Genomic DNA, 24,307 nt, shown 5'->3' with positions numbered 1-24,307 from the left:
CTGGCAACCCGGACGGACCGACGGCCGTCCATGGCGCGCACCATGTGGGACAGCTCCGTCGGCAAGAAGACAGTGATGGCGGTCAGCGGCCTCATCATGCTCCTGTACCTGATCGCCCACATGATCGGGAACCTGAAGATCTTCTTCGGGGCCGGTGAGTTCAACGAGTACGCGCACTGGCTGCGCACGGTCGGCGAGCCCTTCATGCACTACGAGTGGACGCTGTGGCTGATCCGCGTCGTGCTCGTCGTCGCGGTCGTCGCCCATGCCGTCTCCGCGTACCAGCTCAGCCGCCGTGACATCAAGGCGCGCCCCAGCAAGTACGTCCACAAGAAGCCGCGGGCCTCCTACGCGACACGCACCATGCGCTGGGGCGGGATCATCCTCGGCCTGTTCATCGTCTGGCACATCCTCGACCTGACCACCGGCACCGCGCACCCCGGCGGATTCCAGACCGGCCACCCCTACCAGAACGTCGTCGACACCTTCTCCACCTGGTACGGCAACGTCATCTACATCGTCGCGATGCTCGCCCTCGGCCTGCACATCCGGCACGGCTTCTGGAGCGCCGCACAGACCCTCGGCGTCGGCAGCCGCACCCGTGACCGCGCCCTGAAGACCATCGCCAACGTCCTCGCGCTGCTGCTCACGGCCGGTTTCATCGCCGTACCCGTGGGCGTCATGACCGGAGTGGTGAGCTGACATGACCTCTTACGTGGATTACGCGACCGGTGAGCCGGTCGTCGACGCCAAGGCCCCGTCCGGCCCGATCAACGAGCGCTGGGACAAGCGCCGTTTCGAGGCCAAGCTGGTCAACCCCGCCAACCGGCGCAAGCACACGGTGATCGTCGTCGGCACCGGCCTCGCGGGCGGCTCCGCCGGTGCCACGCTCGCCGAACAGGGCTACCACGTCGTCCAGTTCTGCTACCAGGACTCCCCGCGCCGCGCCCACTCCATCGCCGCGCAGGGCGGCATCAACGCCGCGAAGAACTACCGCAACGACGGCGACTCCATCCACCGGCTGTTCTACGACACCGTCAAGGGCGGCGACTTCCGGGCGCGGGAGTCGAATGTGCACCGGCTCGCGCAGATCTCCGTCGAGATCATCGACCAGTGCGTCGCGCAGGGCGTGCCCTTCGCCCGCGAGTACGGCGGTCTGCTCGACACGCGCTCCTTCGGTGGCGTCCAGGTGTCGCGTACGTTCTACGCCCGCGGCCAGACGGGCCAGCAGCTCCTGCTCGGCGCCTACCAGGCGCTCAGCAGGCAGATCGCTGCGGGGAACGTCGAGATGCACCCCCGTACCGAGATGCTGGATCTGATCGTCGTCGACGGGCGGGCGCGCGGAATCGTGGCGCGCGACCTGATCACCGGCAAGATCGACACCTACTTCGCGGACGCCGTCGTACTCGCCAGCGGTGGGTACGGAAACGTCTTCTACCTGTCGACCAACGCGATGAACTCCAACGCCACCGCCGTCTGGCGGGCGCACCGGCGCGGCGCGTACTTCGCGAACCCCTGCTTCACCCAGATCCACCCCACCTGCATCCCGCGCACCGGCGACCACCAGTCCAAGCTCACCCTCATGAGCGAGTCGCTGCGCAACGACGGCCGTATCTGGGTGCCGAAGGCCAAGGGCGACACCCGGCCGGCGAGCCAGATCCCCGAGGACGAGCGCGACTACTACCTGGAGCGCATCTACCCGTCCTTCGGCAACCTCGTCCCCCGCGACATCGCCTCCCGAGCCGCGAAGAACGTCTGCGACGAGGGCCGGGGAGTGGGCCCGGGCGGGCAGGGCGTCTACCTCGACTTCGCCGACGCCATCAAGCGGATGGGACGCAAGGCCGTCGAGGCCAAGTACGGCAACCTCTTCGACATGTACCAGCGGATCACCGACGAGGATCCGTACGAGGTGCCGATGCGGATCTACCCCGCCGTGCACTACACGATGGGCGGCCTCTGGGTCGACTACGACCTGCAGACCACCATCCCCGGCCTGTTCGCGATCGGCGAGGCCAACTTCTCCGACCACGGAGCCAACCGCCTCGGCGCCTCCGCGCTGATGCAGGGCCTCGCCGACGGCTACTTCGTGCTGCCGGCCACCATCAACGACTACCTCGCCCGCAACCCGCACCAGGACTCCGTCACCCACGAACACCCGGTCGTCCAGGAGGTGCTGGCCGAGACCCAGGACCGGCTCAACCTGCTCCTGTCCGTCGACGGCGACCGCACCCCCGACTCCTTCCACCGCGAAGTCGGCGAGCTGATGTGGGAGTTCTGCGGAATGGCCCGCACGGACGCCGGGCTGCGCAAGGCACTCGAGCGCATCCCGCAGATCCGCGAGGAGTTCTGGCGGCGGATCAAGGTGCCCGGAACCGGTGAGGAGTTCAACCAGTCCCTGGAGAAGGCCAACCGGATCGTCGACTACCTGGAGCTCGCCGAGCTCATGTGCCTCGACGCGCTGCACCGCTCCGAGTCCTGCGGTGGCCACTTCCGCGAGGAGTCGCAGACCCCGGACGGCGAGGCCGCCCGCAGGGACGACGAGTTCTCCTACGCCGCCGCCTGGGAGTTCACCGGCACCGGCGAGGCGCCCGTCCTGCACAAAGAAGACCTGGTCTTCGAGTACGTCCACCCCACCCAGCGGAGCTACGCATGAAGCTCACCCTGCGCGTCTGGCGGCAGCAGAACGCCGACGCCGACGGCACCATGTCCACGTACGAGGTGGACGGCATCTCCCCCGACATGTCCTTCCTGGAGATGCTCGACACCCTCAACGAGGAGCTCATCCTCAAGGGCGAGGACCCGGTCGCCTTCGACCATGACTGCCGCGAGGGCATCTGCGGTGCCTGCTCGCTCGTCATCAACGGCGACGCGCACGGTCCCGAGCGCACCACCACCTGCCAGCTGCACATGCGGTCCTTCCAGGACGGCGACACGATCGACATCGAGCCGTGGCGTGCCTCCGCCTTCCCGGTGATCAAGGACCTGGTGGTCGACCGGTCCGCCTTCGACCGGATCATCCAGGCCGGCGGCTACATCACCGCCCCGACCGGTTCCGCGCCCGAGGCCCACGCCACGCCCGTGCCGAAGCCCGACGCCGACTTCGCCTTCGAGCACGCCGAGTGCATCGGCTGCGGCGCCTGCGTGGCCGCCTGCCCGAACGGCTCGGCGATGCTCTTCACCTCCGCCAAGGTCAACCACCTGAACGTGCTCCCGCAGGGCGCACCGGAGCGTGAGAGCCGCGTCCTCGACATGGTGGCGCAGATGGACGAGGAGGGCTTCGGCGGCTGCACCCTCACCGGGGAGTGCGCCACCGCCTGCCCGAAGGGCATCCCGTTGATGTCCATCACCGGCATGAACAAGGAGTGGCTGCGCGCCACCCGCAGGGCGGCCAAGAGGTAGCCCCGCCCAGGTGGGAGAGACGTTCGCCGAATAGGTGCGGACGGGCGGGACCGGGGGTGGTGCTCATCCCGGTCCCGTCTCGCTTTCCCGCCCGCCCCTGGCATTCAACATCCGCACATCCCCGCTCCGGCCACCGGTCACGCACACGCCAACCGGCATCGGAAGAACTGTGGCGGCAGGCCGAACGACCCGGCCCGCCCGCTGCCGCCGTCGAACCGGCCCGTGACCAGGAGTGTGCCATGACCGGCGTTTCCACCCTCGATCGTCCCCCGCAGCCAGCGGCACCCACCCGCTACACCGTCACCCTCGCCCGCGACGAGGACGACGTGCGGGCCGCCCAGAAGCTGCGGCACGACGTCTTCGCCGGCGAAATGGGTGCGCTGCTCGCCACACCGCAGCCGGGGCTCGACATCGACTCCTTCGATGCGTACTGCGATCACCTCCTGGTCCGCGACACGCTCACCGGTCAGGTCGTCGGAACCTACCGGCTGCTGCCGCCCGAGCGGGTCTCGGTCGCCGGCCGGCTGTACTCCGAGGGCGAGTTCGACCTGACCCGGCTCGACCCGATCCGTCCCGGCCTCGTCGAGGTCGGCCGCTCCTGTGTGCACCCGGACCACCGCGACGGCACCGTCATCGGCCTGATCTGGGCCGGGATAGCGCGGTACATGGTCGACCGCGGCCACGAGTGGCTGGCCGGCTGCTGCTCCATCCCGCTGGCCGACGGAGGCGCCCTCGCGGCCGCCACCTGGGACCGGGTGCAGGCCAAGAACCTGGCCCCCGAGGAGTACCGCGTCCAGCCGCTGCTGCCCTGGGTCGCCGACGGCGTCGCCCGCCCGGCCGAGCGCACCGAACTCCCGCCACTGCTGCGCGGTTACGTCCGCCTGGGCGCCTGGGTGTGCGGTCAGCCCGCGCACGACGCCGACTTCGGCGTGGCCGACCTGTACGTACTGCTGTCGATGCGCCGGGTCAACCCCCGCTATCTGCGGCACTTCCTCTCGCTCGTCCCGGCCTGATGAGCGTCACGCGTACGGGGCTGCCGCACCGCCTCCGCCCGGGCGCGGCTGTCCTGCCGGCCGGGCGGATACGGACACCAAGGCGCGAGCGTGGGGCGGCGGCCGTGCCCCGTTCCGTCATACCGAGCAGCGCGTGGCTGCCCACCGCGCCCTGCTCCCCGCAGGTCTGCGTCACGTCCGCCCCGTCCCTGACGGACGTGCCGCGCGCCGTGCTGCGGATCGGGGCACTGCTGGCGATGCTCCTGGTGGGCGTCGTGCTGCTGCCGGTGCTCGGGAACGTGCCCGCGTCCCGGCGCGATGCGCTGATCCGCCGGTGGACCCGGGCCGTGGTCCGGGCCGCCGGCGTCCGTGTCCGCATCAGCGGCGCGGCGGCGCCCACCGGTGGCCTGCTGCTCGTCGCCAACCACATCTCGTGGCTGGACATCCCGCTGCTCGCCGCCGTGCGCCCGGCCCGGATGCTCGCCAAGGCGGAGATCCGGCAGTGGCCGGTGGCGGGTGCGCTCACCGCGCGCAGCGGCGCCCTGTTCATCGAGCGGGACCGGCTGCGCGCACTGCCTCGGACGGTCGCCCGCATCGCCGAGGCGCTGCGCGGTGGCGCCGCGGTCGTGGCCTTCCCCGAGGGCAGCACCTGGTGCGGCCGGGCTCAGGGACACTTCCGACGGGCGGTGTTCCAGGCCGCCCTCGACGCGGGCGTCCCCGTCCAGCCGGTCCGCCTCCACTACCGGTTCGAGGGTGGCCACGCGAGCACCGCGCCCGCCTTCGTCGGCGAGGACTCCCTGCTCGCCTCGCTGTGGCGGGTGGTCTCGGCACGCGGACTCGTCGCCGAGGTCGAGATACGGGACGAGATCCCGGCGGGCAGCCACCCCGACCGCCGAGCACTCGCCCATGCCGCCCAGCCCGGCCTGATGGGCGGCGAGCTCGAACGGGCCCACGTCGCCCTGGTCTCCGAGCAGTCGCGGGCCCGGGAACTGCGAGGCAGGCGTGCCGACCCCGTGGCGGGGCAGCGGCGCGCCGGAGGGGCTGGCGATCGCGCAACGGGGCTGAACGGGCGCGGCGACCGCCGTGCACCAGGCCGTGACGGCGCTGTTCTGAAGCCCTTCCCTCCGCGTGCTACGCGGGGGGAAGCCCCGCCCGGCCCGCGATCCGGGCAAGCCGCCGATGGGAGTCCAGCAGGGCCGCACGGTCATACGTGCTGGTTGTGACCAGGACCTCCTGCGCGCCCGTCTCCTTCAGCACGGTCTCCAGCTCGTGGGCGACCTCTCCCTCGGTGCCCGCGAGCTGGCCTGTGAGACCGGACTCGTAGAAACCGCGCTCCCGGTCCGTCATGGTGAGCGCCTCGACCCGCTCGGCGGGCGGCAGCGGCGGGAAGGTGCCGTGCGTGCGTGAGTACGCCATGGACCAGGCCTCCGGGATCAGCAGTCGCCGGGCCTCCTCGGGGGTCGCGGCCACCGCGACCGTGCCGGAGATGACGACGTACGGCTCCGACGCCCACTCCGATGGCCGGAAGTTCGCACGGTAGTGGTCGATCCCGCGCCGCATCTTCTCGCGGTTCCTGAGGTCGCCGATGACCATCGGCAGGCCCGCGCGGGCGGCGATGGCGGCTCCCTCGCCCATCGCGAGCACGAACGGCGGCACGGTGAGGCCCTCCGCGGGACGCGCGTGGACCCGCGTCGGGGAGGTGCCGCGGAACCAACCCAGCAGCTCATCGAGCTGGGCGGCGAAGTCCTCGGCGACGCCCTTGCCGCGGCCCAGCGCCTTGCGTACGCCGTCGGTGAAGCCCACCGACCGGCCCAGCCCCATGTCGATCCGCCCCGGGAAGAGCGACTCCAGCACGCCGAACTGCTCGGCCACGACGAGGGGTTGGTGATTCGGCAGCATGACGCCCCCGGTGCCGACCCGGATCGTCCGCGTCGCGGCGGCCACGGCGGCGGCCAGCACGGTCGGCGCGGACCCGGCGACGCCGGGCACCCCGTGGTGCTCCGAGACCCAGAAGCGGTGGTAGCCGAGCCCCTCCAGTTCCTGCGCCAGCCGCACGGTGTCGCGCAGCGCCTCGGCGTTCGTGTGTCCCTCTCGGGTCCGGGAACGGTCGAGGACGGAGAAGCGGGTCTGGGCGATCACGGAACTCACACAGGGTTCAACGCCCGGGAAGCCCTGGCATTCCCCCGTCTAGGGTGGCACTGTGACCGCACGTGACGAACGCCCGCTCGCCGTCTTCGATCTGGACAACACCCTCGCCGACACCGCTCACCGGCAGGGGTTCCTGGAGCGCAAGCCGCGTGACTGGGACGGCTTCTTCGCGGCCGCGCCCGAGGACCCGCCGATCGCCGAGGGAGTGGCGCTGGCGGTGGAGAGCGCGCAGAAGTGCGAGGTCGTCTACCTCACCGGACGGCCCGAGCGCTGCCGGCCGGACACGCTCGAGTGGCTGGCCGCGCACGGCCTGCCCGAGGGGCGCGTGTACATGCGGCGCAACGATGACCGCAGGCCCGCCCGGTACACCAAGCTGGGGATCCTCCGCCGGCTCGCCCGCACCCGGGAGATCCGCGTCCTCGTGGACGATGACGAACTGGTGTGCGAGGGCGCCGAGCGGGCCGGATTCACCGTCGTACGGGCGCGCTGGGCGGCCCCCTCCGCCGCGCTGAAGGTGGCGCAGGAGCGGGAGGGCAGGACCTGAGGCTGCTCAGCCCGCGTCCTCGAGGCGGAATCCGACCTTCATGCTGACCTGCCAGTGCGCGATCTCCCCGTTGTCGAGCTGGCCCCGCACCTCGGTCACCTCGAACCAGTCCAGGTTGCGCAGGGTCTGCGAGGCGCGGGTGATGCCGTTACGGATGGCCTGGTCCACGCCCTCGGGCGAGGTGCCGACGATGTCCGTGACCCGGTAGGTGTGGTTCGACATGCAGGTACTCCTCTCCGTCGTGACCCGTGTGTCACGCGTCACTCCACCGTGCCCCAAGCTGCGCCGGAGCGCGAGGCGTCGGCCGGCTCCCCGGGAATCCCTTGACCTCCGCATTGGTCCATACCAAAATCGGCACACCCGTGTGAGCCCTCGCGCTCGTTCCCCCACGTCGGGCCCCTCCGCCCTGTCCGCCAGACAGAACAGGACCCCTCGTGAGACTTCGCCGCCTCGCCCTCGTCTGCGTCTCCGTATCCCTCGTCGGCGCGTGCGGACTCGTGCCGCAGGGCGGGGGGACCGAACGGCGCACCGTCACCGTGTGGTTGATGAAGGACAGCGCCTCCAAGGACTTCCTGGAGCGGTTCACCGAGGAGTTCGAGCGCACCCACGGCGACCTCGACCTCGACATCCGCATCCAGGAGTGGACCGGGATCGGCGAGAAGGTGCAGGCCGCCCTCGAAACGGACGCCACCGGGGCCACCGACGGGCCGGATGTGATCGAGGTCGGCAACACCCAGGTCCCGCAGTACGTCGAGGGAGGCGGGCTGCTGGACCTGACCCTGGAGTCGCTGCGGGACTGGGGCATGCGCGACTGGCTGCCCGGCCTCGCCGAGCCGGGCCGGCAGCGGTCGACGCAGTACGGCATCCCCTGGTACGCGGCCAACCGCGTCGTCATCTACCGCAAGGACCTCTTCCAGCAGGCCGGCATCGAGGCGCCGCCGCGGACCCACGAGGAGTGGCTCACCGCCACCGAGAAGCTCAACTCGTCCGGGAACCAGGGCATTTACCTGGCGGGGCAGGACTGGTACACGCTCTCCGGCTTCATCTGGGACGAGGGCGGCGACCTGGCGCAGGAGGACGGCGGCACCTGGCGGGGCACCCTGGACACCCCGGCCGCCCTGCGCGGCATGGACTTCTACCGGCGGCTCCAGGCCCTCGGCAAGGGCCCGGTCGACGCGGACGAGGAACACCCGCCGCAGACCGGTGTGTTCGCCGAGGGACGCGTGGCGCAGATCGTGGCCGTGCCGGGGCTCGCCCGCGCGATCGTGCAGCAGAACCCCGGACTCGACGGCGAGCTGGGCTTCTTCCCCGTCCCCGGCAAGAGCGCCGACCGGCCAGGCGCCGTCTTCACCGGGGGCTCCGACCTCGTCATCCCGAACAACACCGACGCCCGCGACGGCGCCGTCGCCGTCGTCGAGGCGCTCGCCGGAGCCAAGTGGAACACCGAGCTGGCCCGCACCATGAACTACGTCCCCAACAAGACGACGCTCGCACAGGCCGTCGCCGGCGAGGAGGGGGTCGCCGCCATGGCGGCCGGGGCCGCGCAGGGCCGGGCGACCCCCAGCACTCCCGAGTGGGCGAACGTGGAGGCCGACAACCCGATCAAGGAGTACATGACCAAGGCGCTCACCGGTGCCGACCCGGCGACGGAGGCCCGCCGCGCCTCCCGTCGGATCACCGAGGCGCTGGCGGTCCCCTTCGGCTGATCAGCGGACGGTGCTCAGCGACAGCGCGAAACGGCCCTCGCCGTCCGTCCACCAGTGAGTCAACTCCAGTCCTGTAGCGGCGAGTTCGGCGCGTACGCCCTCCTTGCGGAACTTCGCCGACACCTCGGTGCGCAACTCCTCACCCGCCGCGAAGTCCACGGCCAGATCGAGCGCCGGAACCTTCACGGTCTGGTGCGTACGGGAGCGCAGCCGCATCTCGATCCACTCGTCGGCCGTGTCCCACAGGGCCACGTGGTCGAAGGCGCCGGGATCGAAGTCGGCGCCCAGCTCGCGGTTGACCACGGTCAGGACGTTCTTGTTGAACGCGGCCGTCACCCCGGCCGCGTCGTCGTACGCCCGGACCAGGACCTGCTCGTCCTTGACCAGGTCCGTGCCGAGCAGCAGGGCGTCGCCCGGCGAGAGCAGGGCGCGGATCGAGGCCAGGAACACCGCGCGCTCGGCCGGCAGCAGGTTGCCGATCGTGCCGCCGAGGAACGCCAGCAGCCGGGGGCCCGGCGTGTCCGGCAGCTCCAGGCGTGCGGTGAAGTCGGCGATCAGCGCGTGCACGCTCAGGCCGGGCCGCTCCGCGACGAGCGCCTGCCCGGCCTGGGTGAGGGCGCTCTCGCTCACGTCGACCGGGACGTACGTGTGCAGCCCGGTCAGCGCGTCGATCAGGTGCCGGGTCTTGTCGGAGGAGCCGGAGCCCAGTTCGACGAGGGTGCGGGCGCGGGTCGCGGCGGCGATCTCGGCGGAGCGGGCGATGAGGATCTCCCGTTCGGCGCGCGTCGGGTAGTACTCGGGCAGTTCGGTGATCTGCTCGAACAGGTCGCTGCCGTGCGCGTCGTAGAACCACTTCGGCGGCAGTGTCTTGGGCGTGCTGGTCAGTCCCTGCTGGACGTCGGCGCGCAGCGCCGCGTCCGTGGCGTCCTCGGGCAGGGTGCGGGTGAGAAGGAACGGACTCACGTGCGGGGCTCCTTCGGTGGTGCGTCCGCCGAGGCGTCGCTCGGCTCCTTGAGCGGGGTGAGCTGCACATCGGTGCGGCTCGCCGCGAGCAGGGTGTGGTCGGGGACCTCCTGCCAGCGCGGATCGTCGTCGTACGGTTCGGAGGCCACGACGGTGCCGCCGTCGGGCCGGGCCAGATACCAGAGGGTGTCGCCCCAGGCGGTGGCGGCGATGGACACGCCGTCGGTGAGCAGCAGGTTGAGCCGGGAGCCGGGGGCCGCCGCGGCGACCTCCGGGACCGTGTCGGCCAGCGCCCGGCCCATGTCGTCACCCGCGCGCAGCCGGGCGAGCACGAGGGCCCAGACGAGCGCGGAGTCGTTACGGGCCTCCAGGGACAGCAGGTCCACCGGGGACAGGCCCCCGGTGAGCGAGGCGAGTGAGTGGGGCCAGCCCGTGACGGCGCCGTTGTGGCTGAACAGCCAGGACCCCGCGGCGAACGGCGCCGCGGCGGCCTCCGCGTCGGCGCCCGCCAGCGTCGCGTCCCGCACGGCGGCCATCAGCGCGCCGGACCGTACGACCCGCGCCAGGTCGGCGAAGGACAGATCCGCCCAGATCGGCCCGGCCCGCCGGTACCGGGCCGGCACCGGGTCCCCCTCGGCGTACCAACCGACCCCGAAACCATCGGCGTTGACCGTTCCGTACCGCTGCCGCCGGGGAGCCCAGGACTGCCGGTACAGGCCGTGCGCCGGGTCCACCAGGAGCCGGCCGAGCGGCTCCTCGGGGCCCACATACGCCAGGTGACGGCACATCAGACGGCCCCCGAGCGGGCCGTGCGGAATCCGGAGAAGATCTGCCGCCGGATCGGATAGTCCCAGTTGCGGAACGTGCCCCGGCAGGCCACCGGATCCACCGCGAACGAGCCGCCGCGCAGCACCTTGTACTCGGATCCGAAGAACACCTCCGAGTACTCCTTGTACGGGAACGCCGTGAACCCCGGATACGGCAGGAAGTCGCTCGCCGTCCACTCCCACACGTCGCCGATCAACTGCCGTACACCCAGGGACGATTCCCCGGCCGGGTAGCTCCCGGCGGGCGCCGGGCGCAGATGGCGCTGGCCGAGGTTGGCGTGCTCGGGCGCCGGGTCGGCGTCGCCCCACGGGTAGCGGGTCGAGCGGCCGGTCGCCGGGTCGTGGCGGGCGGCCTTCTCCCACTCGGCCTCGGTGGGCAGCCGGCGCCCGGCCCAGCGGGCGTAGGCGTCGGCCTCGTACCAGCACACGTGCAGCACCGGCTCGTCGGGCGGCACCACCTCGGTGACGCCGAAGCGGCGACGCAGCCACTGCCCGCCGTCGCGGCGCCAGAACGCCGGGGCGTGGATGGAGTGGCGGCGGATGTGCGTCCAGCCGTCCGCCGCCCACCAGCGCGGGTCATCGTAGCCGCCGTCATCGATGAACGCCTGGTAGGCCGCGTTCGTCACCGGGGTCGTGTCGATGTAGAACGGCGGCACCTCGCGCCGGTGCGCGGGCCGTTCGTTGTCGAGTGCCCATGGCTCGGTGGAGGTGCCCATGGTGAACGGGCCGCCGGGTACCAGGACTTCGGAGGGCCCGGTGAACAGCGGGACGGGCTCCGGATCGGGCGCGTGCAGCGCCTGCGGACCCCGGCGGAGCTGATGGGTGATCAGCATGGTCTCGTCGTGCTGCTGTTCGTGCTGCGCGATCATCCCGAAGGCGAAACCCGCCTCCGTCAGACGCGTCCCGTGGAACGCGGTGCCGTCCAGCACGTCCAGGGCACGCCCGCGCACCTCGGCCGCGTACCGGCGGGCCTCGGCGGGCGGCAGCAGCGGCAGCGAGGGCCGTTCGGCGCGAGGGTGCTCGAAGGCGTCGTAGAGGTTGTCGATCTCGGGCCGTATCGCCTCCTGCCCGGCGACCGCCCGCAGCAGCCACAGCTCCTCCTGGTTGCCGATGTGCGCGAGATCCCACACCAGCGGGGACATCAGCGGCGAGTGCTGGGCCGTCAGGTCGGGCTCCTCGACACAGCTGGTCAGGAGCGTGGTGCGCTCCCGTGCGGTGGTGAGCGAGGTCAGCGCGCGCTCGCGGAAGGCTTCGATGTCGATCTCGGTGTCGAGGGCGGGGTCGGTCATGTGCGGAAGTCCTTCCCGTGCGGGGTGGGGATCCCCCCGGTCGAACGAGGCCGGGACCGGGGGAAGTCCGTACCGCGCAGCCGGTCCAGCAGATCGTCGGCGGGGCAGCGGCCCCTGTTGACATAGCGGTCCTGATACGCCGCCACGGCGTCGGTGACCTCGGTGCCGGCGCCGAGCCGGGGCAGTGCCCGCAACGCCGCCGCGAAACAGACGACGGCCACCTCGTGCAACTCCCGGTCGGCGAGCCCGTACCGGGCCGCGTCCAGCCACAGCGGATTGTGCGGCGCCGGCAGGGACATGGCCCGCTCCGCCAGGGGTTTCACCGCGCGGTAGGCCGTCTCGGCGGCCTCCGGGTCGTCGAACAGCGCCGCGGTCACGGCGAGCGGAACGATCCACCCGTCGTCGCCGGGCTGCGCGTCGATCATCCGCAGCTCGAGATGGCCGCGCGGTCTGACCGGCGGGAACAGCGTGGTCATGTGGTATCCGAGGTCGTCCCGGGTCGGAGGCCTGGGCGACCCCGATCTGGTCCACTCCCGGAAGGTCAGCCCCTCGGGCACGCTCCACGGGCCGCCGTCCCGCCGTACGCACATCACCGGTGCGTCCAGCACATGGCGTGCCCAGGCCCCGCGCGGATCGACGTCCAGCGCGGGCGCACCCGCCCGGCCCGCGCCGATCTGGATCCACCGCAGCTGACGGGTGGACAGCCAGCCGGTGGGCCGGTGCCCGGCCAGCGGGGAGTTGGCGAAGGCGGCGAGCAGGACCGCGCCCAGGTGGTGCGCCAGCCACCAGCGCCGCACATGGCCGAGCGGGCCGGGCTCCTCGAAGCCGGCGTCCAGGCAGACCTGGACCGAGGCCGAGGTGCACATCATGGCGCGGCCGGCCGGGCCGGTGCGGTCGAGACAGGTCTCCATCGCGTCGTAGCGCGGCTCGCGCAGGAAGCGGCGGGGAGCGTGCCACGGGTCGTGGCCGATGCCGAGGAGGCCGAGATCGTGCTCGCGCAGGATTGCGCGGACGGCGTCCAGATCGGCGGAGACGGTGCCGATGCACTCCATCAGGGAGGCGGCGGGCGGCGAGCTGAGCTCCAGCTGGCCGCCGGGTTCGACGGTGAGCACCGACCGCAGTGGGATGGTGCTCAGTGCGGCGTAGGCCGCTTCGAGTCGTTCGGGTGCGACGGGGAGCTGCGGTTTCTGCAGCTCTTGGACGAGCCATTCCACTTCGACACCGAGGGCGCGGGGCGGGCCGGTCTTGAAGCAGATACCACGGACCAGCGCCTCAACCTCCGCTTCGGTGACGGCGGGACGTGGCTCCGTACAGCCACTGACTGAGTCGGACATGTCGGGATCCTCCTGAGATTCCACCATGCCGCCGGTCCGGAGGAACGCAAGTCGGACCGGCACACTCGTCCCACCCAAGACCCTCTCGTCGCTTCGCACAAGAGTGCGCCGCGGGACGTAAGGGGTCGGACACCTCTCGTTGGGGGGCAGGGAAAACTCTGTTGCGCCGCATGACCAGCATCGCTCACGATGCGTTCATGAGCACGACGGGGGAGGCGGCGCAGCCCGCGCTCGTGGCGCACACGGGGGTTGCGCCATGAGCGCGCGACTGCGCGGCATCGCGCGGGAGACCGAGCAGATCGTGGCCACAGGGACCTACCGGGCGTCCGACGGGCGCACGGTCTCCGTGGCCGCCGCCGTGGACGCAGCGCGAGCGGGGACGCGGATGCACGGTCCGGAACCGGTGCCGATGGCACCCGCGCCCGCGGTGGACACGTTCTTCGAGGTCACGGGCGAGAGCAGCCTGGAGGCCGCCCGCCGGATCGGTCCGGCTGCCGTCCTGAACTTCGCCTCCGCCCGCAACCCGGGCGGCGGCTTCCTCAACGGCGCCCAGGCCCAGGAGGAGGCCCTGTGCCGCGCCTCCGCCCTGTACACGTGCCTGCTGCAGGCTCCGGAGTTCTACGACCACCACCGCACCCACCGCGACCCGTTCTACACGGACCGTGTCATCCACTCACCCGCCGTGCCCGTCTTCCGCGACGACCGGGGCCGGCTGCTGGACGAGCCGTACACCGCCGGGTTCCTGACCGCCGCCGCCCCGAACGCCGGGGTGGTGCGCCGCACGGCACCGCAGCGCACGGCCGAACTGCCGCACGCCCTGGCCGTGCGGGCCGAACGCGTCCTGGAGACGGCCGCCCACCACGGCTACCGGCGGCTGGTGCTGGGCGCCTGGGGCTGCGGAGTCTTCCAGAACGACCCGGCGCAGGTCGCCGGCGCCTTCCGGCAGCTGCTGGGCCCCGGCGGACGGTTCTCGGGCAGGTTCGAGCATGTGGTGTTCGGGGTGCTGGACCGTACGCCCGGTGCGGTGATCCGCGAGGCCTTCGTACGGGCGTTCCCATCGAGCCCGGTTCAGCTCCAGCCGTAGCGTTCCCGCAACCGGTGGCGCACCAGGTTGAACCGCATCCGGTCCAGCGCGCACGCCTCCCGCCGCATGCCCTGCTCGTGCAGCCGCAGCACCCGGTCCACGTCCACCCACGAGTCCCGGCCCGACCGGTCCCACGGCCCGCTGCCGATCGGCACCCACTCCCGGTCGCCGTCGTGCCGCTTGCTGGACAGCTGCACGGCGAGGAACGTACCCGCCGCCTCCCGCGCCACGACCAGCACCGGGCGGTCCTTGCCCCGCCCGTCGTTCTCCTCGAACGGCACCCACGTCCAGACGATCTCCCCCGGATCGGGGTCGCCGTCGTGCGCGGGCGAGTACTCCGTACGCACCCGGCTGACCTCACGCGGGTCGGCCTCGATGGTCGCGGTCGGGCCGAATCGGCCGGGGACGTTCTCATCCGTGAAGGCAGTCACGGGGGTCACGTTAGCGGGCGGCGAAATCCCCTATGCCGCAGGGGACTCCGAGGTGATCTGCTCGGGCGGGCGCAGCTCGTGCCAGCGCAGGTCGGCCTCCAGCTGTGCGGCGAGAGAGACGAGCAGCGGCTCACTGTGCGCGGGACCGAGCAGCTGCGCCCCGACCGGCAGACCACCGGTGACGAAACCGGCCGGGACATTGACGCCGGGCCAGCCCAGCACGTTCCACGGCCAGGCGTACGGGCAGGCGGCGATCATGGCGCGGTCGGTGGCGAGACCGCCGAGCTTCAGCATGGCGCCGATCCGCGGCGGGGGAGCGGCCGTCGTCGGCGCGAGGACCACGTCGTACGACGAGAAGAATCCGCCGATACGGCGGTGCAGGGCCGCCTCGGCACGCCGCGCCGCCCGCAGCGGGGCCCCGCCGAGCAGCCTCCCGAGCCGCGCCGCTTCACGCGTGCGCGGGTCCAGGAGCGCGGGGTCGGGCGCCTCGCGGACCCGCTCGGCGACGCCGACCGTGGCGCGCGGGACGAAGGTCAGCCCGATCTGGCCGTACGGCGGATCGGCCTCCACGACCGTGTGCCCCAACGTGGCGAGCCGCTCGGCGAGTTCGACGACCCGGGCGCGGATCTCCGGGTGCAGCCGGGCGGGCAGTGCGGTGAACGGCGGCTTCAGGGAGAGGGCGATGCGCAGCCGACCGGGGTCGCGGCCCACCGCCTCGGACACGTCGAGCACCGGCGGGCGGTGCGGGTCGTGTTCGTGGTTGCCGCTGGCCGAGTCCAGCAGCAGGGCCGCATCCGCGACCGTGCGGGCCAGGGTGCCGTTGACCGTGATGCCCTGGAACGACTCGCCGCGCGGCCAGGTGGAGATGCGCCCGCGCTGCGGCTTGACGCCGATCAGATGGGTCCAGGACGCCGGGATGCGCACCGACCCGGCGCCGTCCGAGCCGAGCGCGGCCGGCACCAGGCCTGCCGCGACCGCGGCCGCCGAACCGCCGGAGGAGCCGCCCGGCGTGTGGTCCGTGCTCCACGGATTGCGGGTCGCGCCGAACGCCGGCCCCTCGGTGAAGGGCCACTGCCCGAGTTCGCAGGTGTTCGTCTTGCCGACGATCACCGCGCCGGCCGCGCGCAGTCGCCGTACCGCTTCACCGTCCTCGGCGACCGGCGGGAACCCGCCCCGGCAGCCGAACGCGGTGGGCTCGCCGGCCACGTCCATGTCGTCCTTGATGGCGACGGGCACTCCGAGCAGCGGACGGCGCACCCCGGCAGCCAGTTCCCGGTCGGCGGCCTCCGCCTCGGCGAGCGCCGCCTGGGCGCGCACGATCCGGAAGGCGTTGAGGGTGTCCCGCGTCGCCTCGATACGGGCCAGGGCCGCCTCGACGAGGGCGCGGGACGTCACTTCCCCGTCGGCCAGCGCGCGGGCGGTTTCCGCCAGGCCGGCGGAGCGGTCGAGCGTCATGGGGACACCTCCGGAGCGTGTTGTCTACCGAACGGTAACGTCAGGAGGGCTTCGGGGGAACGCGGGTGAAAAGAAAGCCGGTTCACCTGTCCGCCACAGCATTCCCACAGGCCTCGTTCCATCGTGCGCGAACCATTGACGCGCTGCGACCTCACCCCTACCTTCTGACCGACTTTCCGAACTGTGTTCGGTATATCGAATCCCGGGTCGGAGGAGAGCCGCGCATGACCCCACGTCCCCCCGCCACGCCGTCCCGTCGCACCCTGCTGCGCACGCTGGCCGCCCTGCCCGCCTCGGCGCTCGTCCTGGGCGAACTGCCCGGCATGCTCGACACCGCCGAGGCCGCCGCGCCCCCCAGCGGCTCCGCCACCCGCTACACCATCGTCCCGTTCCTCAACAGCAACGACGGGACCGTGAACGTCTGCCAGTCCGACGACGCCACCGACTTCCGGCTGCTGAAGTCCTCGGCCTACACCCCGCCCGCCAACCGGATCCGCGACGCCGCGATCTTCCGGCACACCGACGGCTACTACTACATCACCTACACCACGCACACCTGGCAGGACACCAGCACCACCATCGGCTTCGCCCGCAGCTCCGACCGGGTCAACTGGACGTTCCTGTACGACTACCCGGTCCCGATCGCCAACCTGTCGCGTGCCTGGGCACCCGAGTGGTTCGTCGACAGCGACGGCAGCGTGAACGTCATCGTCTCCTGCTCCACCACCAACGACGAGTGGATATTCACCCCGTACCGTCTCCGAGCCACCAACTCCACGCTCACTGCCTGGACTTCACCCGTCCCCCTGTCCGGCATCGGCGCCAACCACATCGACACGTTCATCGTGCGGATCGGCTCGACCTACCACGCCTTCCCGAAGAACGAGACGACCAAGTACATCGAGTACGCCACGGCTTCCAGCCTCACCGGCCCGTACACCATCCGCCGCACCGACGACTGGGCGGGCTGGGGCAGCTACCGCGAGGGCCCTGCACTGGTGCAGCTCGACAACGGCGGCTGGCGCATCTTCTTCGACGGCTACGGCGACGGCACGTACTACTACAGCGACAGCTACGACACGTTCGTCACCTGGAGCGCGCCGCGCGCCCTGCCCGGCATCTCGGGCACCGCACGCCACTTCACCGTGATCAAGGAGACGGTCTCGGGCGGCGTGAGCCTGGCCCACAACACCACCCGCTCCTTCCGCTCCGCCAACTACTCCACCCGCTACTGGCAACAGCAGTCCGCGCTGCTCAACCTCCTGGTGGTGACCGGCTCCAGCACAGCCGCCGAGAAGCAGGCGTCCACCTTCACCGTCGTCGCCGGGCTCGCCGACGCAAACGCCTACTCCTTCCGCGACGCCTCCGGCAACTACCTGCGCCACTACGGCTTCCGGGGCCGCTTCGACCCCAACGACGGCACAACGACGTTCGCCCGCGACGCAACCTTCATCGCCCGCACCGGCACGGCAACGGACTCGATCCGCTTCGAGTCGTACAACTACCCGGGCCGCTACCTCCGCCACTACGACTACCAACTCCGCGTGGACCTGCCGGACGGCACGGAGCTGTTCCGGCAGGACAGTTCGTTCGTGCCGGTGGGGGCCTGGGGCTGAGCTGGGGGCTTACTGACCCGGGAAGTAGCGTTGAGGGATGCGGAGACTTCCCTCCAGTTCTCTGGATTTCCCGGGAGCGCCCGCACAAGTGTGCAATAGATGTGCAACGATCTTGCCGGCTGGGCTGCGTCGCTGTGCGCTGGTGGTGCCGTCGGTGGCCGGGTTCACGTGCGTCGGCCCTCTGCGGGCCGACGCACGTCGTGAGGTGCCTACGCGGCTCCGTCCCGCGGGCCGCCGGTCCGCAGGGCGAAGTCACGGACCGCGCCCGCGAACAGCTCGGGCTCCTCGATGTGCCCCATATGGCCGCTGTTCTCCAGTACCAGCAACTGCGAGTCGGGGATCAGCTCATCGAGTTCGAGTGCCCAGCGAGGCCCACAGATCACGTCGTGCCGGCCCACGACGACCAGAACCGGCGGCTCCAGTCCCTTGAGGGCAGCGCGGTCGTCGATGACATCGGGTACGAGGTCCTCGTCCAGGCCTGAGATGTAGGTGGCCCGGATCGCGTCCCGGAACGGGGCCAGCCGCTCCTCGTTCCCCCAGTAGTCGGCAAAGTAGGACGGGAGCACACCGCGGGCGACCGTCACGGTCTGCTCGTCGCTGGAGATGGTGGACATCGCGCCGAACGCGGCCAGCACACCAGGCAGTCCGGGGTGACCGGCGTGCTGCACGGCGAACGCCTCCACCCTGCGGCCCGCCTCCGCGCCGTGTTCGGGACCAGTGACGGGCGCGCCTTCGTACAGCACGACGCACGCCACCTGCTCGGGGCGGTACAGGGCGTGGTAGGCGGCCACGAACGCGCCGTGCGAATGCCCCAGCAGGTGCACCTTCCGCACGCCGAGCCGGTTGATCAGCACCTGCAGGAAGCGGCTGTACCTCTCCCGGGTGTAACCGTGCGGGTGCGAGGGGAGACGGCTGTCCTCGGCGGTGCCGACGGGCTCGACGTAGACCATCGTCAGATGCTCTTCGAGGGCGGGCATTCGCAGGTAGTCCCAGAAGATGCCGGGACCGCCGGGGAGCGCCACGCACACCGGGCCGCTGCCGTGCACGTGATAGCGCTGGACGATTCCGCCCGTCTGGTAGGAGTGGGTGCCGGGGGAGAGGGGGCCGGTGTGTGCGGTGGGTATGTTCATCGGGATCTCCGTAGGGTCCGCAGGTGTCTGTGACACCGACAAGACGCTCCGGAATCTGAGAAGTTTTATCGCCTGAATGTGATCTGGGTCATATTGCGGGGGCGAGGTGGCAAGGCCCGGACTCAGGCCGCGGCAGGCGCGGGCGCGGCCTCGGGGCGTGCTGCGTGATAGAGGGAGACCCGGTCGAAGCGGCCGCCGTCCAGCGACATGATCCAGGCAACCCCGGGCGGGCAGTGGTCCGGATCGTCGGGCGGGTTGACCAGTTCCATCTCCCAGACGACCAGGGACCGGCCGGCCACCACATGCAGGGGGCGCTGGCGCACACCCGCCGAGAGGTCCCAGTCCATCCCTGCCCGCAGGAGGTCGGCTCCGCCGAGCCGCCGGCCTCCGGTCAGCAGCGAGACCTCGGGGGAGTAGCGGTCCCTGACCACCTTGCCGAACTCGCCGCGCTCGGCGGCCGCGAGTGTCTCGCGTACCTCCTGCCAGCTGGCTTCGGTGCGGCGTGTCACGTCCTCGTGCGCCGAGGCCGCGGTGGCGGTCAGGGTCTGGGCGAGGGCGCCGCGTGCCTGGTTCAGTCGGCTGCGCACGGTGCTGACGGGAACGGAGCAGGCTTCGGCGATCTGCTGGTACGAGGTGATCCCGGTGGAGAAGTAGCGCAGGACGAGCGGCAGGCGCAGGGTCGGGGACAACGCCTCGACGGCCTCCCAGATCCAGTCCCGCAGTGCATGGGTCTGCAGGACCTGTTCGGGTGTGCCGCCGTCCGATGGCAGCGGCACCCACTCCATGGGCTCGACACGGCGCGAGGTGCGCAGCAGCGTCCGGCAGCTGTTGCGCACGACCATGCGCAGCCATGGCCCCACGGCTTCCGGATCGCGTACGTCCACGATCCGGCGCAGCGCCACCAGCGCCGCTTCCTGCATGACGTCGTCCACGTCCGGGCCCGGCCCCAGCAGGCTGAGCGCCACCGCGCGCATCCCGGGCCGGTGACGCTCCAGCAGCAGGGCGAGCGCCGACACGTCGCCCGCCTGTGCGGCCCGTGTCAGAGCTGCGTCCTCCGTCGGCCAGGTGTCTCCCGGTATCCCGCTCATGTCTTGTCCTCCCGGCCGCGACACGTGTCTTCTTTCGACCCTAACCGCTCCGAGGGGCCCGGGGCTCAGTACCAGTGGTTGGCCTGCCAGAACGCCCAGGCGCCACAGGGGCTGTCATAGGTGCTGTTCATGTAGTTAAGGCCCCACTTGATCTGGGTGGCCGGGTTGGTCCGCCAGTCGGCGCCGACGGAGGACATCTTGGAGCCGGGCAGTGCCTGGAAGAGGCCGTACGCACCGGAGGAGGCGTTGACCGCCGTGTAGTTCCAGCTGGACTCGTGGTCCACGATGTTGCTGAAGCACTGGAACTGGTCGCCGGGCACCATCTGTGCGGCCATCGCCTGAATCTGCGCGACGGTGTAGGAGCTCTGGACGGGGAAGCCGGAGGCGTCCCGGGAAGCCGCTGCCTTGGCCTCGGCGCGCTCCTTGGCCTCCTGTTCCGCCTGTTGGGCGGCCTCCTTCTTCTCGATCGCGGACTTGGCGGCCGCCCTGCGGGCCGCCTCCTCGGCGTCCTTCTTGGCGCTCGCGTCGGCGGCGATGGTCTGGACATCGGCCTGCCGCGTCAGGGACGCGGTCTGCACCTGGGCCTGGTGACCCGCCGGTATGTCCGTGAGGAGCGTGGTGTCGGCTGCCGTCGCCTCGGCGTCGTTGTTCTGCGCGACGCTGCCCGAGGCAACGCCGACGACGCTTCCGACAGCGGTGACCGCGGTGGCAGAGGCCACCGCGAATCCCCGGACCGAAATCGGGCTCACACGTTTTCCTTCCGGTTCGTCCGTAGGCTCGTGCTGCGACTGTCACAGCTATCTCGCTGCAGGGGCCGGCAGTTGGAACACTCTGCCGTGCCGGAGCAGAGGGTGCAATCGTGAAGCAGGTGTGAATACTCACACCTGATGTCAGCCGAGCAGCTCGCGAAGCTGAACCCTCTGCCCTGTTCGACCCGTGTACGTAGGGGTTTCACGTAGGTCGGTGACCATGACGCGGAAAGGCTGGTCCTCTGACATGTCCAAGGTATTCACGAAGCCTTTTGAAGTCCGTTGGGACGACGGGACCTGAACGGCCATGTGTGCAACACGAGATACCTGGAGTACGCGGGCCGTGCACAGGGCAGGTTTCGCCCCTGTGACGCTCGGCGACGAGGTCCGCTATCTGCGCGAGGACGCGCGCAGGATCGCCGCGCCGCCGACCGGACTGCGGACTGTCATGGAAGAGGCTCGGGCTGCCGACTGCGAGAACCTCAGTCGAAACTCCGACTTTCAGGCCCGGCCCGGTGTGGTGGGTGGAGCGGCCGCCCTCACGTCGGGGGGAAGAGCATGAGGACGACCGCCCCGTCCTGCGGCCAGGTCAGCCAATCAATACCCTGACCGCAGGAGTTCCTACCTGGGGCAACGGGATCGGAGCCGTGGCAGGTTCACGGATGGGACAGGACAATCGCGCCGGATGTCTCCGGCTCCTCTGCCGACGGATCCCCCCGGAGGCGGCCGCCGGTCGGGCACGACCTCGCCTGCCGCGAAATCCCCAGGTGAAAGGGCTGTCGGCCGGTCCGGCGCCCTTGATCCCACACAGATCGGAGTGCCGGATGACGAACGACCCTACGGCGATGCCCACTCGAGGATTGCTTCCGGAAGCCGCCCGACTACGGCGGCACGTGGAGTTCCTCGCCGCCGAGCCGCGCAGTCGGCTGCGGGCACCTCGGGCGATGCAGCGCGCCGAGGCCTACGTCCATGACGAACTGACCGCCGCGGGCTGGCTGGTGGAACGGCAACCGTTCGACGCGCGCTGGCAGATCGGTTCGACGGACCGGCACGGCCACCGGGCGCTCGCCCTCAAACCGCGGCTCCACCGGCGCCTGCACGGAGCGAACCTCATCGCCTCGCTGCCCGGGTCCGGCGACGGGCCGGCCGTGGTCGTCGGTGCCCATCTGGACAGCGTCAGCGGCAGTCCGGGCGCGGACGACAACGCCTCGGGCGTGGCGGTGCTCCTGGAGACGGCGCGTCTGCTGTCTGAGGCGTCGGTTCCCCCGCGTGTCGTCCTGGCCGTGTTCGACATGGAGGAACTCGGACTGATCGGGGCCCGTCAGGCTGCCCGTAAACTGTGCCGCCGCGGCGCTGTGCGGGGGATGATCTCCCTGGAGTCGGTCGGGTACTTCGTGGATGACCCGGGAACGCAGCGTCTCCCCGCCGGCTTCGAGCGAATTTTCCCCGAGGCATCCGCCGAGGCCCGGGCGGGCGGTTACCGGGGTGACTTCATCCTCGTCGTGCACCGGCGCTCCTCGGCGGGCGCGGCCGAGGTGTGGAAGCGGGCCGCCGCGGCGGCGTCTCCGGCGGTCCCGGGTCTGCTGCTGCGGGATCCGCGCCCCGACGGCCTGCTGGGCCTGCTCATAGGACTGGCCGTGCCGCCCGCGGGCCACCTGGGGCGCAGCGACCACGCGCCGTTCTGGAACCGCGGAATCCCCGCATTGATGGTCACGGACACCGCGAACTTCCGCAATCCGCACTACCACCGGTCGACGGATGTGCCGAGGACGCTCGACTACGAGCGTCTGGCCGCCGTCGCTGCGGCCACCGCCATGACCGCCGTCTCGTGGCCCGATGCCCGACGTACGGTGTGAACATGTAGCCCGGCTTGCGACCGCTGCCGATGTCGGCCTCCGGAATGCGGAACTCACACCTCGCTATGACATTATGTGTTCGTATCAGCGCGACACGTATGTCGCAGTGGCGCTCCTCCGGAGGCTCCATGTCCGCACCGCCCGAACCTGCCACCCCTTTCACGAGCCTCGCTCTGCCTCTCGGCGAGAACCCGGTGGCAGTTCTCGAGGCCGCCGCATGGGCCATGGCAGCGGTGCTGAGCACCCAGCGGCAGGCGCTGTCGGCGCCCCTCGCGGACGTGCTCGCGTGCGACCCACAGCGCACCGCGGTCCTGGAGAGCCTGGGCCTGGTCCTCCGGGGTCCCGACGGATTCGTCCTCCACCCTTCGCTGGACCAGGTGGACGCGGCGACGGCGCGCAGCGCGGTGGAGGCGAAGCTCAGCTCGCCGCGGCAGGCCGTGTCGGCCGCTGCCTCCGAGGCGGCCGGTACACCGCAGGGTGGTTGGGGAGCGCAGCCCGATGAGGTGCTGCTCAGCCAGGGACGGGCCTCCGCCGCGACAGGCCGCGCACTCGCCGCGAAGATTGTTCCTCGGCTTGCCGGGTGCACCGAGCGGCTGGCAGCCGAGGGCAGCCGCATCCTTGACGTGGGCACCGGCGTCGGCGCCCTGGCCTTGGCTCTGGCCCAGGGCTTCCCCAGGGCACGGGTGGAGGGCATCGACGTACTGGAGCGGCGCTGGCCCTGGCGCGGGCGGAGCTGACCGCCGCGGACCCTGCTGTGGCCGCCCGGGCGTCCCTGCGCCACCAGGACGCGGCGGACGTGTCGGAGACGGAGACCTACCAACTGATCTGGCTGCCGGCGCCCTTCCTGTCGGAAGAGGCGCTGCGGGCCGCTCTGCCCCGGCTCGTCGAGGCCCTGGTACCGGGGGCATGGCTGGTGGCGGAGACCAACCCTGTTGCCGATGACGCGCTGCGTCGCTCCGTCGAGCGGTGGACCGCGGTGCGCGGCGGCGGCAACTCCTTCGACACGGCGCGCATGGGTGAGGAGCTCGACGCGCTCGGGTTGGAGGAGACGAGGACCTTTCCCACGGTTCCGGGCGGCCCCGTACTAGCTTGACTCTGTCGGGGATCTTGGAGTTTCGCGGTGCCACAGCATGATCAACGGGCATGCTCGGGGCTGTTTCGAGTACCGATGAAGTTGTCGAGGTGTCCGTTGTCCCTCCGTCCCCGTTCTGGTGAGCAAGTCCCACCTCTGACTGCGCGGATCGCGCGGGTGAGCAACCCGGACGGTACGACGGCGATGTGGGTACGAGACCGGCTGGACGGGCTGTGGCGTGACGAGGACTTCGCCGACTGGTACCCGCGCGACGGGCGCCCCGGCCTCTCGCCCGCTCAACTGGCCACCGTCTGCGTGCTGCAGTTCCTGCTCGGCCTGTCCGACCGACAGGCCGCCGAGGCGGTCCGCTGCCGCATCGACTTCAAATACGCACTGGCCATGGAGCTGGACGATCCCGGCTTCCACCACAGTGTCCTGGGCGATTTCCGTGAGCGCCTTGCCCAGGACGACCGAGCCGACCGCCTCCTTGACCTCGCGTTGGCCCGCCTCAAGGACGCCGGGCTCGTACGCGAACGCGGCACGCAACGCACGGACTCCACCCATGTCCTGGCCGCGGTGCGCGATCTGACCCGGCTGGAGCTGATCACCGAGGCGGTGCGGGCC

General features: G+C 71.1%; 23 protein-coding genes and 2 pseudogenes. 14 read left to right on the top strand and 11 right to left on the bottom strand.

The window, feature by feature from the left end:
- Positions 1-30 precede the first annotated feature (30 nt).
- From ACKTSN_RS04980 to ACKTSN_RS04960, 5 genes and pseudogenes are all read left to right on the top strand, one after another.
- Complete coding sequence (locus ACKTSN_RS04980) at positions 31-702, top strand: succinate dehydrogenase (protein ID WP_409474744.1); 672 nt, start codon at positions 31-33, stop codon at positions 700-702.
- 1 nt (position 703) lies between these two features.
- Entirely contained in the window at positions 704-2,653 is a 1,950-nt protein-coding gene (locus ACKTSN_RS04975) for a fumarate reductase/succinate dehydrogenase flavoprotein subunit (protein ID WP_409467948.1), read from the top strand.
- The gene (locus ACKTSN_RS04970; protein WP_409467947.1) at positions 2,650-3,399 is read left to right on the top strand and encodes a succinate dehydrogenase/fumarate reductase iron-sulfur subunit; all 750 of its coding nucleotides are present in this window, start codon (positions 2,650-2,652) and stop codon (positions 3,397-3,399) included. The genes ACKTSN_RS04975 and ACKTSN_RS04970 overlap by 4 nt, the downstream gene beginning before the upstream one ends.
- A gap of 239 nt (positions 3,400-3,638) precedes the next feature.
- Positions 3,639-4,412 (top strand): GNAT family N-acetyltransferase, encoded by a 774-nt coding sequence (locus ACKTSN_RS04965; protein ID WP_409467946.1) that lies wholly within the window; start codon positions 3,639-3,641, stop codon positions 4,410-4,412.
- Between the two features lie 119 nt (positions 4,413-4,531).
- Positions 4,532-5,311 (top strand): annotated as a pseudogene (locus ACKTSN_RS04960) (lysophospholipid acyltransferase family protein); the annotation flags it as partial.
- 211 nt (positions 5,312-5,522) lie between these two features.
- Here ACKTSN_RS04960 and ACKTSN_RS04955 read toward each other — a convergent pair.
- Positions 5,523-6,539 (bottom strand): LLM class flavin-dependent oxidoreductase, encoded by a 1,017-nt coding sequence (locus ACKTSN_RS04955; RefSeq protein WP_409467945.1) that lies wholly within the window; start codon positions 6,537-6,539, stop codon positions 5,523-5,525.
- 52 nt (positions 6,540-6,591) lie between these two features.
- Between ACKTSN_RS04955 and ACKTSN_RS04950 the strand changes: the two genes are divergently transcribed.
- Positions 6,592-7,083: an LNS2 domain-containing protein gene (locus ACKTSN_RS04950; protein ID WP_409467944.1), complete on the top strand. Its 492-nt coding sequence runs from the start codon at positions 6,592-6,594 to the stop codon at positions 7,081-7,083.
- A gap of 6 nt (positions 7,084-7,089) precedes the next feature.
- Here ACKTSN_RS04950 and ACKTSN_RS04945 read toward each other — a convergent pair whose 3' ends face one another.
- On the bottom strand, positions 7,090-7,305 hold the full coding sequence (locus tag ACKTSN_RS04945; RefSeq protein WP_409467943.1) for a dodecin: 216 nt from the start codon (positions 7,303-7,305) through the stop codon (positions 7,090-7,092).
- 212 nt (positions 7,306-7,517) lie between these two features.
- Here ACKTSN_RS04945 and ACKTSN_RS04940 point away from each other — a divergent pair, with 212 nt between their 5' ends.
- Positions 7,518-8,789, top strand: coding sequence for an extracellular solute-binding protein (locus tag ACKTSN_RS04940; RefSeq protein ID WP_409467942.1), 1,272 nt, complete (start codon positions 7,518-7,520; stop codon positions 8,787-8,789).
- Here ACKTSN_RS04940 and egtD read toward each other — a convergent pair whose 3' ends face one another.
- The 4 genes from egtD to egtA are packed head-to-tail and all read right to left on the bottom strand — an operon-like array spanning position 8,790 to position 13,202.
- Positions 8,790-9,752 carry an L-histidine N(alpha)-methyltransferase gene (gene egtD / locus ACKTSN_RS04935; RefSeq protein WP_409467941.1) on the bottom strand — a complete coding sequence of 321 codons (963 nt, stop codon included), beginning with the start codon at positions 9,750-9,752 and terminating at the stop codon, positions 8,790-8,792.
- Entirely contained in the window at positions 9,749-10,540 is a 792-nt protein-coding gene (gene egtC, locus ACKTSN_RS04930; protein ID WP_409467940.1) for an ergothioneine biosynthesis protein EgtC, read from the bottom strand. Before egtC ends, egtD begins: the two co-directional genes overlap by 4 nt.
- The gene (egtB, locus tag ACKTSN_RS04925; protein WP_409467939.1) at positions 10,540-11,868 is read right to left on the bottom strand and encodes an ergothioneine biosynthesis protein EgtB; all 1,329 of its coding nucleotides are present in this window, start codon (positions 11,866-11,868) and stop codon (positions 10,540-10,542) included. The genes egtC and egtB overlap by 1 nt, the downstream gene beginning before the upstream one ends.
- On the bottom strand, positions 11,865-13,202 hold the full coding sequence (gene egtA, locus ACKTSN_RS04920) for an ergothioneine biosynthesis glutamate--cysteine ligase EgtA (protein WP_409467938.1): 1,338 nt from the start codon (positions 13,200-13,202) through the stop codon (positions 11,865-11,867). The genes egtB and egtA overlap by 4 nt, the downstream gene beginning before the upstream one ends.
- A gap of 256 nt (positions 13,203-13,458) precedes the next feature.
- Between egtA and ACKTSN_RS04915 the strand changes: the two genes are divergently transcribed.
- Positions 13,459-14,286, top strand: a complete 828-nt coding sequence (locus tag ACKTSN_RS04915; RefSeq protein ID WP_409467937.1) for a TIGR02452 family protein — start codon at positions 13,459-13,461, stop codon at positions 14,284-14,286.
- On the opposite strand, the gene ACKTSN_RS04910 is transcribed toward ACKTSN_RS04915, so the two are convergent.
- Positions 14,271-14,717 (bottom strand): type II toxin-antitoxin system PemK/MazF family toxin, encoded by a 447-nt coding sequence (locus ACKTSN_RS04910; RefSeq protein WP_409467936.1) that lies wholly within the window; start codon positions 14,715-14,717, stop codon positions 14,271-14,273. The genes ACKTSN_RS04915 and ACKTSN_RS04910 overlap by 16 nt on opposite strands.
- Positions 14,718-14,747: 30 nt before the next feature.
- Complete coding sequence (locus ACKTSN_RS04905; RefSeq protein ID WP_409467935.1) at positions 14,748-16,172, bottom strand: amidase; 1,425 nt, start codon at positions 16,170-16,172, stop codon at positions 14,748-14,750.
- A 224-nt stretch (positions 16,173-16,396) separates the two neighbouring features.
- Here ACKTSN_RS04905 and ACKTSN_RS04900 point away from each other — a divergent pair, with 224 nt between their 5' ends.
- A complete protein-coding gene (locus ACKTSN_RS04900; protein ID WP_409467934.1) occupies positions 16,397-17,788 on the top strand; it encodes a glycoside hydrolase family 43 protein in 1,392 nt (463 codons plus the stop codon).
- Positions 17,789-17,997: 209 nt separating this feature from the next.
- Here the strand turns inward: ACKTSN_RS04900 and ACKTSN_RS04895 are convergent, their stop codons facing one another.
- The 3 genes from ACKTSN_RS04895 to ACKTSN_RS04885 all read right to left on the bottom strand — a co-directional run bounded on the left by ACKTSN_RS04895 (position 17,998) and on the right by ACKTSN_RS04885 (position 20,755).
- The gene (locus ACKTSN_RS04895; RefSeq protein ID WP_409467933.1) at positions 17,998-18,918 is read right to left on the bottom strand and encodes an alpha/beta fold hydrolase; all 921 of its coding nucleotides are present in this window, start codon (positions 18,916-18,918) and stop codon (positions 17,998-18,000) included.
- A 122-nt stretch (positions 18,919-19,040) separates the two neighbouring features.
- Positions 19,041-20,006: an RNA polymerase sigma factor gene (locus ACKTSN_RS04890; protein ID WP_409467932.1), complete on the bottom strand. Its 966-nt coding sequence runs from the start codon at positions 20,004-20,006 to the stop codon at positions 19,041-19,043.
- A gap of 65 nt (positions 20,007-20,071) precedes the next feature.
- Complete coding sequence (locus ACKTSN_RS04885; RefSeq protein WP_409467931.1) at positions 20,072-20,755, bottom strand: transglycosylase SLT domain-containing protein; 684 nt, start codon at positions 20,753-20,755, stop codon at positions 20,072-20,074.
- A gap of 343 nt (positions 20,756-21,098) precedes the next feature.
- Here ACKTSN_RS04885 and ACKTSN_RS04880 point away from each other — a divergent pair, with 343 nt between their 5' ends.
- The 5 genes and pseudogenes from ACKTSN_RS04880 to ACKTSN_RS04860 form a co-directional block, all read left to right on the top strand.
- Positions 21,099-21,317 carry a hypothetical protein gene (locus tag ACKTSN_RS04880; protein ID WP_409467930.1) on the top strand — a complete coding sequence of 73 codons (219 nt, stop codon included), beginning with the start codon at positions 21,099-21,101 and terminating at the stop codon, positions 21,315-21,317.
- Positions 21,318-21,600: 283 nt separating this feature from the next.
- The gene (locus ACKTSN_RS04875) at positions 21,601-22,611 is read left to right on the top strand and encodes a M28 family peptidase (protein ID WP_409467929.1); all 1,011 of its coding nucleotides are present in this window, start codon (positions 21,601-21,603) and stop codon (positions 22,609-22,611) included.
- Between the two features lie 128 nt (positions 22,612-22,739).
- Complete coding sequence (locus ACKTSN_RS04870; RefSeq protein ID WP_409467928.1) at positions 22,740-23,348, top strand: hypothetical protein; 609 nt, start codon at positions 22,740-22,742, stop codon at positions 23,346-23,348.
- Positions 23,349-23,365: 17 nt separating this feature from the next.
- Complete coding sequence (locus tag ACKTSN_RS04865) at positions 23,366-23,704, top strand: hypothetical protein (protein ID WP_409467927.1); 339 nt, start codon at positions 23,366-23,368, stop codon at positions 23,702-23,704.
- Positions 23,705-23,779: 75 nt separating this feature from the next.
- Positions 23,780-24,112 (top strand): annotated as a pseudogene (locus ACKTSN_RS04860) (transposase); the annotation flags it as partial.
- Between the last annotated feature and the right edge of the window lie 195 nt (positions 24,113-24,307).

Origin of the sequence: Streptomyces flavusporus (genome assembly GCF_046267975.1) — a bacterium.
In the GTDB taxonomy this organism is placed as follows: Bacteria; Actinomycetota; Actinomycetes; order Streptomycetales; family Streptomycetaceae; genus Streptomyces; species Streptomyces flavusporus.
Note: the sequence above shows the minus strand (reverse complement) of the source record. Positions and strands in the feature narration are given on the sequence as shown.